This window comes from Lautropia dentalis, assembly GCF_003892345.1.
In the GTDB taxonomy this organism is placed as follows: Bacteria; Pseudomonadota; Gammaproteobacteria; order Burkholderiales; family Burkholderiaceae_E; genus Lautropia; species Lautropia dentalis.
In genome coordinates this window covers 521,230-533,823 of record NZ_RRUE01000002.1, presented here as the reverse complement: position 1 = coordinate 533,823, position 12,594 = coordinate 521,230, and the positions used below count along the sequence as shown (strand labels likewise).

Sequence of the window (12,594 nt, the reverse complement as noted above, 5' to 3'; positions counted from 1 at the left end):
GCATTCGTCCCCCGCACTGGTCCCGGCCGTGTACTGTCAGGCACACTGCGCAGGCAAGGGTCCGCCCCTCTTACCGGAAGCTGAACAGCGACAGCAGCACGAAACAGGGCAGCAGGAAGGTGAGTGACCAGAACAGATAGGCGAAGAAGCTGGGCATGCGGATGCCCCGGTCTTCGGCAATGGCCTTGACCATCAGGTTGGGCGCATTGCCGATGTAGGTGACCGCCCCCATGAACACGGCACCGGCCGATATGGCCATCAGAACGTGCGCCATCTCGTTCATCAGCACCTGGGCATTGCCGCCGGCGGTGTTGAAGAACACCAGATAGGTGGGCGCGTTGTCGAGGAAGGAACTGAGCAGGCCGGTGGCCCAGAAGTACATGACGGGAATGGGCTTGCCGTCGGCTCCCGTGACGGCGTGCACGACGGCGGCAAACGGACCATCGGTACCAGCCTTGAGCATGGCGATGACCGGCGTGATGGTGAGAAAGATGCCGGCAAAGAGCTTGGCCACTTCCTGCATCGGCCCCCAGCCGAACTGGTTGTCGGCATGAATGGACGGTGCCGTGATGCGCAGCGACAGGACGATGACCACCAGCAGGCCGATGTCACGCACCAGATCGGGCAGGCCCACCTCGGCGCCGTACACATGGAAATGCACGGGCGATTTCCACAGGCCACTCATCAGCACCAGGCCGACGATGACACCCAGCAGCAGCACATTGGACCAGCCCTGCAGGCCGATGGATTTGGTGTCGGGCGTGGGATCGTCCGGCAACACGCCCTCCTTGCGGTAGAGCCAGCTGTCGAGCAGGAAGAAGAGCGACAGCAGCAGGGCCACGGTCACGGCCATGTCGGCCCAGAGGTGGGTGAGGGTCCAGCTGAATTCCACCCCCTGCAGAAAGCCCAGAAACAGCGGTGGATCACCCAGCGGGGTGAGCACGCCGCCGATGTTGGACACCAGGAAGATGAAGAAGACGATGACGTGGGCCTGGTGCTGGCGGTTGTCGTTGGCACGGATCAGCGGGCGGATGAGCAGCATGGAGGCCCCGGTGGTACCCATGAAGCTGGCCAGGATGGTGCCGAGCAGCAGCATGCCCGTATTCAGGATGGGGCGGCCGTGCAGGTTGCCGCTGATGTGAATGCCCCCGGCACAGGTATAGAGGGCCGTGAGCAGCAAAATGAACGGAATGTATTCGGCCACGGCTGCATGCACGAGCGCATGCAGCGCCGCATCGCTCCCATGGAACCACGCAAACGGGACGAGAAAGCCCAGCGCCCAGGCCAGGGTGATCTTGCCGAAGTGGTGATGCCAGACCCAGGGGATGGCCAGCGGCATCAGCGCGATGGACAGCAGAATGCCCGCAAACGGAATGCCCCAGTAGATGGGCATGCCGGCACCATCCAGCGTGCCCTCGGACGCCCAGGCGGACGTGGCGAGCAGAAACAGCGGCAGCAGCAGGAAGTGTTTGAGGCGCATGGCAGCAGATGCCGGGGGAGCCGGTTGCAGGATGGAATCAGGTTTGTGAATGGTTCATCCTACACCGATATGGCGACGAGATGAACGGCCATGCCAGTCATGTGCCCGCAGATTTTGCAGAGCGTCAGCTTCCCAGGGGCTGTCGCAATGATGAACTGGACCCAACCCTGTGGTGATGAACCTGCGCAAAACCTGCTGCGATGAACGTGACCGGCATGGGCAGGTTCATGCGGAATGGCCGGATGCATGCGAAACGGGCAGATTCATGGCACAGGCTTGGGCCGAAGCCAACATTGCCGGTGTCTCCGGTTTGCCGTTGGGGGCAGCAATGGTATTTTGCATGGATTCATCCCGAAGTCCGCCCCTGCCAAGGGTAAACCCGAATGGGTTCCCGGTTCGCAGATACCTGTGCGCCCTGTTCTGTCATGCCTGCCTGCCATGTTTGAACGTATCTTTGCCCCCGCCTCGATCGATTCCCTGTTTTCGGATGCGGCCCTGCTGGCCGCGATGGCCCGTTTCGAGAACGGGCTGGCCCATGCCCAGGCATCGGTGGGGCTGATTCCCGACGAGGCGGCCCGCGCCATCGGGGTGGCCTGTCACGAGCTGGGCGATCCGGCTGCCAGCGATGCGCCGGTGCACGACATCGGGGGCGGCCGCTTCGATCCATCCCGGCTGTATCCGGCTGCCCGGGTGGCCGGCACGCTGGCCATTCCGTTTCTGAAGGCGCTGTCGGAACTGATCGACAGCCGCACACCCGACGCGACCCGGCACCTGCATCACGGGGCCAGCCATCAGGACCTGATGGATTCGGTGCTGGCCATGCAGTGCAAGGAAGCCGGCCGCCGGCTGCAGGACATGCTGGAGCGGGTAGGCACGGCCCTGGTGCAGCTGATCGAGGACCATCAGGAGACGATGCTGGCCAGCCGTCACCGGCTGCAGCCCGATGCCCCCATCTGGCTGGCCTGGAAACTGGCGGGCTGGCTGGATCCGCTGCAGCGCAGCCGTCGCCACCTGCGGGCCGCGCTGCTGGATGCATCGGTGCTGCAGTTCGGCGGGCCGGACGGCACGCTGTCGTCACTGGGCACCCAGACCGAGCGCAGCCTGTCGGTGGCACAGCGGCTGGCCGACGCACTGGGTCTGATGCTGCCGCCCGCCTCGTGGCATGTGTCGCGCGACCGCTTCGTCCGTCTGGGCACGGAGCTGGCGCTGCTGTGCGGGGTGTTGGGCAAGATCGGCCAGGACATCGCCCTGATGGCGCAGGCCGAGATCGGCGAGGTACGCGAGATGCCTGATGGACGGCCAGGGCCCGATTCGGTGCTCTACCAGCCGCAGACACCAGTGACGGCCCAGCTGATGATGGAGGCCGCCCAGCGCGCGCCCGGGCTGGCAGCCGTACTGCTGGGGGCCATGGACGTGCAGCATGAAGGCGGCCTGAGCCAGTGGCAGTCCGGCTGGCACACGATGCAGCAGCTGTTCGGGGCGGCGGCCAGCAGCCTGGCGGCTGCAGAGGAACTGCTGGGTTCGCTGCAGTTCGACGGTGCCCGGATGCAGGCCAACATGGCCCGGCAGCACGAGCAGAGCCTGCCGGCCACGCTGGTGCAGGCGCTCACGCCCCGTCTGGGTCGCGAGGCTGCCCAGGCGCTGATTGCCGAGCTGCACGAAACCGCCCGCGAGAACGGCTGGTCACTGCGTCAGGCCCTGGGGCGCGACGCCCGGATTTCGTCGGTGATGAATCTGGGGGATCTGGAACGGCTGTTCGATCCGGCCGGCAACCCGGGTGCCAGCGGGCTGATGGTCAGCCACATCGTGGAAGCATGGCGTTCCGGGCGGTGAAGCAACGGCAGATCAGTGGATTTCCAGATCAGCAGCATAGTCGGCACGGCAGTATGAAAATGTGCCTGTGCACCGGTGACCAGATTGCGGCATCTCCATGACGTGCGTGATCCCGGTGGCAGGCCGGAGGGAGGATCAATGGCACTTCCTCCGGCATACTTTGTGTAATCCTGAATCATGAATTCAGGATGCAATGAAACGATTGGTCAATGCAGCAGCAGGGGCTGGTGCATGATGCCCTCGAAGCCCGCCAGGAAGTGATCGACTTCCTCGATGCTCGGTTCGGCAGCAATCAGCACCGACACGTCCTGACGGAACTTGTCGGCCATCAGGCCGCCGATGAAAATTTCCCGCTTGGCCGCCTTGTCCATGATTTCGAAACCATGGCAGATCGGGCCGGACTGGTCGCCGCTGAATTCGACGATGCAGTAATTCGGGCTGTTGTAGATCATGTTCATTGGTGTGACCCCCAAACGACGGGAGCCAGTGTTGAACAGGAATCCGGTTTGCCCCACTGCGTGCCGATGATCGAACAGCGGCCACCGATGAGCGTAGACGCGCGCGTCGGCTGGGCACCGATGCCGCGCGGGTGAGACGTACCTGCTGGTGGCGCGGCCGGCATGTGCCTGCTGCTGTCCAGAGCACGTCATGGACGGAAGTGCCCGGGAAGGGAAAGAACGAACGACGGGGGTCAGGGCCGTCGGGACGGGGGTCAGCACCGTCAGGACCAGAGCGCTTCGAGCGCAGCCAGCGCCACGTGCAATCGGGCCAGGTCCGTACCTTGCGCCAATCCGAGCCGGACGCGGTTGTCCAGACGCCAGACGGTTTCCTGCGACCGAAGAGCGGCGCTCAAGTTTGGTGCTTTCCGCCCGAATCCGGCATTTTCCACAGGCGGCCAAGCGACAGTTTCTGCCGCTGCTTCCCCCGCGGCATACCGCCAGTCATAGGCACTGCGACCGGTCTGCAACACGGCCTGAAGCTGCTGCACGCCCGGCACCGCCAGCACCTGCTGCAGGGCTTCCTGTGCCTCCTGGCGGCTGGGTGCGCCCAGTTCGGGAAGCCAGCGGTGGTGAAGAAAATCTGAAGCCACGCTGGCTGTGACGGGTTCCGCGTCTGTGCCGTCTGCAGCCCGATCCAGGTCGAGCGGGTCGTGAAATCTCCAGTGCCGGCCGGCAAGCACCAGGCTGGCCCAGCCGGCATGCTCTGCGGGAGCGGCATGGAGGCGGCCGCTGCTCACGGCCCGTGCACCTTCGGGCCAGTCTGGTCCCGTTGCGGCCTTTCCGGCCAGGGGTGTCTCATTGGCGTCCCGCCCTGCCTCACCAGCATCCATGCCCCCTAGGCCCCCGGCAGGTGGCACCCCCTCCCCCGGTTCGGCAGGTGAAATCCCCTCCCCCTGGCCAGCAGGTGAAATCCTCTCCTCCGGCAGCGCGCGCACCATTGCCACCAGCTGCAGATGCTGGTTGAAGGGCGGCAGCCGCAGCTGGTCGACGATGCGCTGCAGGTGCTCGCCTTCCTGCGCCACTTCGAGATACAGATGCTGCCAGTCGGTGCGGCGTAGCAGCCGCACCAGCGTGGTACGAAAAACCGGCCCGCCCAGGCAGCAGATGCAGCCTGCCGCCAGATTCTGGTCGGGAACGGAAGCAGGTACGGAGCCAAACCGCGAGGCAACTGGCGGCTTTGTCGCTGTTCCTGCCGTGCTGGCACGCTGCAATCCCGGATCGCCCGTCTGCAGCCACAGGCCGCCCTCGTGTGCGGCACGCAGGGTGGCAATGGCCTGTTGCCGGGCCATGGCACCGGGGCCACTGACCAGCGTCACAGCACGGCGCCGGGGCGTGGCCGCGGATGAAACGGCTGACGAGGTCCGGGAAGAATCCATCATGAACGCATGATCCGTCATGAACACATGTCGTGGGCAGATACGGCAGGGGCAGCGAGGATGAGTCGCTGCCCCTGAAAAATCATGACACGCCCAAAGGCCGTATGGTGCCAGACCCTGTATGGTGCCAGACGGTGGCCGATCAGTAACCCGGATCGCTGCGGCGCTTGATCAGGCCCTTCTTCACCAGGATGTCGAAGGCGTCGGTCAGACCCCGGTAGCGGGGCAGCAGGTCGCGGTATTCGCTGACCTGGCGGCGGCCGTTGACCAGGAACAGCAGCATGCGCAGGCGGTCGGGCAGCTCCACGTTGCTGCGCGACAGGGCCAGTGCCCCGCGCATGGTCTGGATGAAGATTTCGTGGTCGTCGATCTCGCTGACCGGACTCCGGACGATGGCATCGAGCTTGGTGGCCCAGTCGGTAGATCCGCCTTGAATCATGATGTGCTGTTCCTCAACAGGGATTGGCCCGCGGACGATCCGGGGCTGCATCAGTACCATGAAAGCGAGTGTAGAGTGGCCATCGGGCGCCTGCCGTGTCACTGTTCACACAGCGGCGCCCGGCAGGAACCACATCAGCAGGAATGCCAAAAAACCGGCATTTCCGGGCGGAAAAACCGCACATCTTTGCGGTGCCCCGACGCTGGAGGCAGCGGAAGCCACACGGATGGGCGCGCATCAGGCGCTGAACATGAAGACCCCCGCCGAAGCTTACGCTTTAGCGGCCTGAACTGTGCAGGTTCCGCTGGGTCATTACATGACCGCGTACAGGAGGCCGCGGCCGGCACGAGCCTGCCGGAGCCAGAACGGGCTGGCCGGAACCTGCCTCCAGCAGGGACAGCCCCCGGGCCGGGCATTTCCAGCGTGATGCGCCGCATGCCCGGACATGACCGCATGTGTCCGGCCAGGCCATGCGTTCCGGAGGTCCAGCCGGAAGCCATGAACGGAAACCGGCGGCCGTCGGCCAGCGCCACCGTGGCTGCCGGGCCGGCCGGCATCAGACCGGCATCAGGCCGATCAGACCGACTGGGTCACGCCCCGGCGGTAGTTGCCCTTGGAGAGGTCGATGCCCAGCTGCTTGAGCTTGCGGTAGAGGTGGGTGCGCTCGAGGCCGGTACGTTCGGCCACGCGCGTCATGCTGCCGTGCTCGCGGTGCAGATGGTGTTCGAAGTAGGCACGCTCGAAGGCTTCACGCGCTTCGCGCAGCGGCACGTTGAGCGGCAGGTCGCGCACCATGATGGAGGGGTGCAGGTTCATGCTGGGCAGGCCGGTGACCGGCGCGGCAATGAACTGGGCGGTGGGCGAGCTGAGCGGCATGACCTGCTGCACGTTCTGCGAACCGGGAACCTGCAGCATGGACAGCGGGGTGTTGGTGGAGGGGGTGAGGGTGCCCGGATAGGTGCTCTGTCCGGGGGTGGTGACCGGGGTGCGGGCCTGCATCATGCCCTGGCGGCCCTTGGCCAGGCCCTGTTCGACGGCCTTGAGCAGCTTCTGCAGGGCGATGGGCTTTTCGAGGAAGTCCATGGCGCCGATGCGGGTGGCTTCGACGGCCGTCTCGATGGTGGCGTGACCAGACATCATGATGACCGGCATGGTGAGCTGGCCAGAGGCCACCCATTCCTTCAGCAGGCTCACGCCGTCGGTATCCGGCATCCAGATATCGAGCAGAACCAGATCCATCCGCGTGGCAGCCATGGCCTCGCGCGCCCTTTGGGCATTCTCGGCAAGCGTGACCGCGTGACCCTCATCACCCAGAATTTCGGAGAGCAACTCGCGGATGCCCATCTCGTCGTCGACAACCAGAATTTCAGCCATTTGTCTTCCAGCAAATCCAGCATCCGTCAGCAGAGAACCGTGAGGGAACCAGTACACAGTGCACTGGCCGGCTGACGGATGTTATGTTGTTTGTGCATCTCCAAAATTGTCTGCCTTTTTTACTAATTTCGCAAAAGCAATATGTATGTAAGCACCTGAAACAGACTGTTCTGTATCAGAGGCAGGCAAAGCGGCGATGTTGTCATTATGCGACAAGTTCTGGTCCTGGTGGTTGCCCACCTCGATCGTGCCGCCATGTTCCTGGACGATTTTCTTGACGATGGCCAACCCGAGCCCGGTGCCCTTCGCTTTCTGACTGACATAGGGCTCGAACACCCGGGACAGCAGTCCGGGGGGAAAACCGGGTCCATTATCCCTTACTCCCAGCCGCACGCCGCTGATCTGACCGGCTGCACTGTGTAACAAGTCGGTACTGACCTCGATGATCCGCGACGGCTGTTTCTCGGTGGCCTCGCTGGCATTCTTGAGCAGGTTATGGAAAACCTGCCGCAATTGGCCCTGATCTCCCATGATCTGGGGGATATCTGGGCTCAACTTCGACACAACCCGCAGGGTGTGGTCCATATCGGTGTAGAAGCCCAGCACCTCGGTGAGCAGCTCGTTGAGGTCGAGCGGTTCCAGCCGGGCGGCAGGCAGGCGGGCGTAGTCGCGGAACTCGTCGATCATCACCCGCAGGGCATCGACCTGGGTGACGATGTTGCGGGTGTTGCGCACCAGCAGATCTTTCTCCCCCCCGGCCAGCGATCCTTCCAGCTTGAGCTGCAGGCGTTCGGCCGCCAGCCGGATGGGCGTGAGGGGATTCTTGATCTCGTGCGCCAGGCGCCGTGCCACCTCGCCCCACGCAATCGAGCGTTGCGCCGAAACGACATCGGTAATGTCGTCGATAACCAACACGTGATCGCCATCGACCTCGGGCAGCAGGGCACCACGCACCAGCAGGGTCTTGCCGCGACTGCTGCGCTCGACCTGACCGGACTCCGGTTCGGCACCCATGACGATCTGGCGCTGCCAGGTGCGGGAGTCGCTGTCGAGCGCCTCGCCGAAGGCCCGGGCGATGTCGGCCTCGAATTCGCCCAGCCCCCCCATGGCCGAGAGCTGCTGTCCCAGGGCCTGCCCCACCTCGATGCCGAGAATCTTTTCGGCACCATGATTGGCCATGGTGACGCGAAAACCCCGGTCGAACACGATGACACCGGCACTGAGGTTGGCCAGCACGCTGGCCAGCCGGGCATTGGCCTGTTCCAGCCCGAGGCGGGTGCGCACCACCTGGCTGCGGGCCTCTTCGAGCTGGCGGATCATGGCGTTGAAGGACTGGGTGAGCGCGCCCAGCTCGTCCCGGCCGATGTAGTCCTTCACGGGGCGGAAATCGCCCTCGGCCACGGCGCGTGTGCCGGCTTCGAGCATCGACAGCGGCCCCGTCATCCAGCCGGCCAGCAGGAAGGCAGCCGCAATGGCCGAGAACACGGTGAGCAGCAACGTGACGGTCAGCGTCACCCGGAAGATGCGCTTGAGGCCCCGCCGGGACAGCGACAGTTCCTGATAATCACGAAAACCGCCCTGCACGGCTTCGGCATTGCGGGCCAACGCGCTGGGCACGGGCTGGACGAACTGCAGGAAACGGACCTCTTCCCGTACGTCGGTGGCCACGATGGGCACCATCACCCGCATGCGCAGCGAGGGAATGGTCACGGTGCCTGTGCCATCTCCCTCTTCCTCACGCAGGTCGCTGCCCTCGATGGCGGCGTAATGGTGGGCCAGTCGCGCCTGCCGCAGCACGGTGGGCGAGGGCATGTCGGGAATGAGGGTGGCATAGCGCCCCCCGCTGCTCTGGATGATGCGGCCATTGCCCCCGAGAATGACGGCCTCGCTGATGCCAAAGCGTTCGCGCACCCAGTCGAGGTTTTCGGCCTGTTTGAGCGCCGTCAGACCATTGAGATCGGAGGCGGCCAGGCGGCCCTTGGACACCACGTCGAGCAGCATCGAATCGAGTGTGGCCCGGCCCAGGCTGAGACCGGAATCGAGCGCCCGTTCCATGGGCACATCGAACCACGACTCGATGGAACGTTCGAGAAACTGGATGGCGATGAGGTAGATGAGCGTGACCGGAATGACGGTCATCAGCACGAAGGCGGCGGCCAGCCGCGTCATCAGTCGCGTGCCGAACAGCCCCTGCCGGAAGCGCTGCGCCAGGCGCCGCGCCAGTTCGACGGCCAGCACGGCCAGCGCCACGGCCACACCGATGTTGAGCCACAGCAGCAGACCATAGTGCTGCTGGAACATGTTGTTGTTGCTGCTGGCCAGCGCCAGCAACGAGAGCAGCACGGCGGCAAAGGCCACCGACAGCACCAGCGCCAGCCGCAGAACCCGGCTTACGGAGCGGGTGTCGGTTGGGTCGGTACGACGAAGGTCAGGCCTTTCCATTCGGATTGGGGATTCCAGTCGGAATCGGTCAGCGCGGTGATCTGGAAGGGCTTGGGCAGGCGGGCCTGGTCCAGCCGCATCCGGACACGCAGGATGTATTCCGTCTCGGGAACGAACTGTTCGATGGTGGCGACAGGCCAGTCGCGCACGCTCATCATGGGGGCGATGGCTTCATCCAGCGTGGTGTAGCCATCGCTGCTGGTGGCGGAGCCCAGCCGGTACTGCCGCGTCAGGGCATGATAGGACAGCCGCCATTCGCGGTGTCCTTTCGTGGTCTGGTCGTCGAACCAGAACAGGCGTGGCCGGGAGATTTCGTATTCGACGATGAAGTGCAGCGGCAGACCGCGCGATACGGCATCTTTCAGGGCCGCGCTGAGGTCGAGGGCAAACTGCGCCGACAGCAGCACAGCGCCATCATCAGGTGAAAGATCGAGTTGGAGGGTCTTCACCTGCATCGATTCGCCAGCCAGGGCGGGGGTGCCTTGCAACAGCAACGCCGCACCTGCCAGCGTCCCCATTGCCCGACGCCTGTTCACCGATGCCTGCTCAAAAGCGCGTAGAAGAAACCATCATGTTCATGCCGGTCGTCACGGGTGGGCAGCAGCTGGCCATTTCGGGGCCAGCCCGGCCAGCCGGTCAGGCGTACGTCACGCTGCCATTGACAATCCGGGTGTTTCGAAACGAATGCCGAGACAACCGCCTCTCCCTCCTCGGGAAAAATGGAGCAGGTTGCATAAAGCAATGTACCACCCGGACGCAGAAGCGGCCAAAGCTTCTCGATCAGTCGTGCCTGAGTTCCCGAAAATGTCGCAATATCGCGACGCTGGCGGTGCCAGAGCACATCCGGATGGCGCCGGACGATGCCGGAGGCACTGCAGGGGGCATCCAGCAGGATGCGGTCGAAGCGCTGGCCATCCCACCAGCTGTCGGGGTCGGCAGCATCGGCCGCCATGACACGGGCACCCCAGTGCACGGCGGGGGTGACGGCAGGTTGGGCCGGGTCATCGGTATCGGGCACATCGGCGGCCACCGGCCAGTGCCCCTGTCCGGCCGCCCGGTCAGAAGCGGCCATCGTGGCATCGGTACCGAATGCTGCACGCACGGTGGTGGCGGGCTCCGCATCAACCGTACCACCGTTCCCCCGGGGCAGCGTCTGACCACTCTGGGGCAGCAGCGGCAGCCGGCTGCGCTGCAGATTATTCATGATTATCGATGCACGACCTGGGTCGATGTCCAGCGCCCAGACCTCGCAGTCGGCCATTTCGAGCAGGTGGGCCGTCTTTCCGCCGGGTGCCGCGCAGGCGTCGAGAATCCGCTCACCGGGTTGTGGATCGAGCAGCTGGGCGGCGCACTGGGCCCCCAGGTCCTGCACGCTCACCAGCCCTTCGGCAAAGCCCGGGATATGTTCCACCGGCATGGGCTGCTCCAGCACCAGCCCGTCCACCCCCATGCGCCGGAAACCGATGCCGGCTGCCTCCAGCCGGCGGGCGGCTTCATCCTGTCCACCCAGCCGGCGGTTGGCCCGCAGGCTGAGGGGGGCACGGTCGAGCGAAGCGGCCAGAATGGCTTCCCACTGGCCGGGCCAGACCTGGCGCACACGGGTCACCCACCAGCCCGGATGGTTGTAGCGGGCCTCATCAGGCAGATTCGGGGGGATCAGCGCGTCACGTTCGCGCACGAAGCGGCGCAGCGTGGCGTTCATGAAGCCGGCTGCCGCCGGATAGGCCACGCCTTCGGGTAGCTGGTTCACAGCCCGTACGGTCTGGTCGATGATGACCGGAACCGGCCGGCGGGCATCGATGAGCTGGGCCACGCCCAGGGCCTGCAGGGCACCGAGCAGCGGCACCGGCGGCTTGCGGTTGAGCTGACCGCCTATATGGGAAAGCAGGCCGTACTGCCGGGTGGCATCGTAGGCCATGTTGCGCACGGCCCGGGCCGAGGCCACGGGCATCTCGTGCGTGTAGTGATCGATGGCCTCGTCGAGATGGGCGCCTTCGAGCATGTCGCGCAGCGCCAGCGCCGCAGCAACCAGTTCATCGGCCAGCGCCGCCCGCAGGACGGTACTGCCCGGACGAACATCCCGCTGTTTTGACGAGGGCGATTTCTGGAACCGTGCGGCAGGCCGCAGGCCGCCCCGCGGGCGACTGATGGGGGTGGCAGCCGCTGGGGCTGCCTGGTCAGGCGACTTGTCCGTTGACATGCATCGACAGCAGCCGGCGTACCCGTTCTTCGGTACTGGGGTGCGTGGAAAAGAGGTTGGCCAGATTGCCGCCCGACAACGGGTTCATGATCATCATCTGCGCCGTTTCGGGGTGGGCTTCCGTAGTATGCAATGGAATGCCGCTGGCATAGTGCTGGATGCGCTCGAGCGCGCTGGCCAGTGCCTTCGGATCACCGCTGATCTCGGCCCCCAGCCGGTCGGCCTCGAACTCGCGGGCACGCGAGATGGCCATCTGGATGAGCGAGGCGGCCAGCGGCGCCAGAAGGGCCATGGCGATGGAGGCGATGGGGTTGGCCGGACGGCCTTCCTCATCACGCCCGCCGAAGAACATGGCAAAGTTGGCCAGGGCCGAGATGGCACCCGCCATGGTGGCGGAGATGGTGGAGATGAGAATGTCGCGATGCTTGACGTGGGCCAGCTCGTGCGCCATCACGCCACGCACTTCGCGGGCATTGAGCAGGCGCAGCAGGCCGGTGGTGGCCGCCACGGCGGCGTTCTGCGGATTGCGGCCGGTGGCGAAGGCGTTGGGCGCGTCTTCATCGATGAGATAGACGCGCGGCATGGGGAGTTCGGCCTTCTGGGCCAGCTCCTGCACGGCCTGATAGAACTGGGGGGCCGACGATGCATCCACCTCGCGGGCGTTGTACATCTTCAGCACCATTTTGTCGGAAAACCAGTAGGCGAAGAAGTTGGAGACCACGGCAAAGCCCAGCGCCATGATCATGCCGTTCCTGCCCCCGATGGAGGCCCCGATGACACCGAAGAGCGCGGTGATGGCGGCCATCAGGGCAAATGTCTTGATCCAGTTGAACATGCGTTTCCTTGGGATGAAGGGCGTTCTGTCTGTGGAAAGCCTGCCGTCACGTGGCGGCAGGGAGAATGGGGAAACCCGAAGGGCGGACGAATGGAAATCTGCCGATACCGGGGCT

10 protein-coding genes are annotated in these 12,594 nt (G+C 64.9%); 1 reads left to right on the top strand and 9 read right to left on the bottom strand.

Annotation, left to right across the window (positions count from 1 at the left end; all coding sequences use genetic code 11):
- Positions 1–70 precede the first annotated feature (70 nt).
- Positions 71–1,480 (bottom strand): sodium:proton antiporter, encoded by a 1,410-nt coding sequence (locus EHV23_RS10225; RefSeq protein WP_125095987.1) that lies wholly within the window; start codon positions 1,478–1,480, stop codon positions 71–73.
- 438 nt (positions 1,481–1,918) lie between these two features.
- Between EHV23_RS10225 and EHV23_RS10220 the strand changes: the two genes are divergently transcribed.
- Positions 1,919–3,313 (top strand): lyase family protein, encoded by a 1,395-nt coding sequence (locus tag EHV23_RS10220; RefSeq protein ID WP_158615927.1) that lies wholly within the window; start codon positions 1,919–1,921, stop codon positions 3,311–3,313.
- 206 nt (positions 3,314–3,519) lie between these two features.
- Here the strand turns inward: EHV23_RS10220 and EHV23_RS10215 are convergent, their stop codons facing one another.
- The 8 genes from EHV23_RS10215 to htpX all read right to left on the bottom strand — a co-directional run bounded on the left by EHV23_RS10215 (position 3,520) and on the right by htpX (position 12,479).
- Positions 3,520–3,771 carry a BTH_I0359 family protein gene (locus EHV23_RS10215; protein WP_125095985.1) on the bottom strand — a complete coding sequence of 84 codons (252 nt, stop codon included), beginning with the start codon at positions 3,769–3,771 and terminating at the stop codon, positions 3,520–3,522.
- A 263-nt stretch (positions 3,772–4,034) separates the two neighbouring features.
- Positions 4,035–5,192, bottom strand: a complete 1,158-nt coding sequence (locus tag EHV23_RS15275) for a hypothetical protein (protein ID WP_158615926.1) — start codon at positions 5,190–5,192, stop codon at positions 4,035–4,037.
- Between the two features lie 139 nt (positions 5,193–5,331).
- Positions 5,332–5,628 carry a hypothetical protein gene (locus tag EHV23_RS10205; RefSeq protein WP_125095983.1) on the bottom strand — a complete coding sequence of 99 codons (297 nt, stop codon included), beginning with the start codon at positions 5,626–5,628 and terminating at the stop codon, positions 5,332–5,334.
- Positions 5,629–6,204: 576 nt separating this feature from the next.
- Entirely contained in the window at positions 6,205–7,002 is a 798-nt protein-coding gene (locus EHV23_RS10200) for a response regulator (protein WP_125095982.1), read from the bottom strand.
- Between the two features lie 81 nt (positions 7,003–7,083).
- A complete protein-coding gene (locus tag EHV23_RS10195; RefSeq protein WP_125095981.1) occupies positions 7,084–9,444 on the bottom strand; it encodes a sensor histidine kinase in 2,361 nt (786 codons plus the stop codon).
- Positions 9,393–9,962: a DUF4390 domain-containing protein gene (locus EHV23_RS10190; protein ID WP_125095980.1), complete on the bottom strand. Its 570-nt coding sequence runs from the start codon at positions 9,960–9,962 to the stop codon at positions 9,393–9,395. Before EHV23_RS10190 ends, EHV23_RS10195 begins: the two co-directional genes overlap by 52 nt.
- Before the next feature lie 14 nt (positions 9,963–9,976).
- Positions 9,977–11,644, bottom strand: coding sequence for a 16S rRNA (cytosine(967)-C(5))-methyltransferase (locus tag EHV23_RS16140; protein ID WP_125095979.1), 1,668 nt, complete (start codon positions 11,642–11,644; stop codon positions 9,977–9,979).
- A complete protein-coding gene (gene htpX, locus EHV23_RS10180; RefSeq protein WP_125095978.1) occupies positions 11,622–12,479 on the bottom strand; it encodes a zinc metalloprotease HtpX in 858 nt (285 codons plus the stop codon). Before htpX ends, EHV23_RS16140 begins: the two co-directional genes overlap by 23 nt.
- Positions 12,480–12,594: the final 115 nt, after the last annotated feature.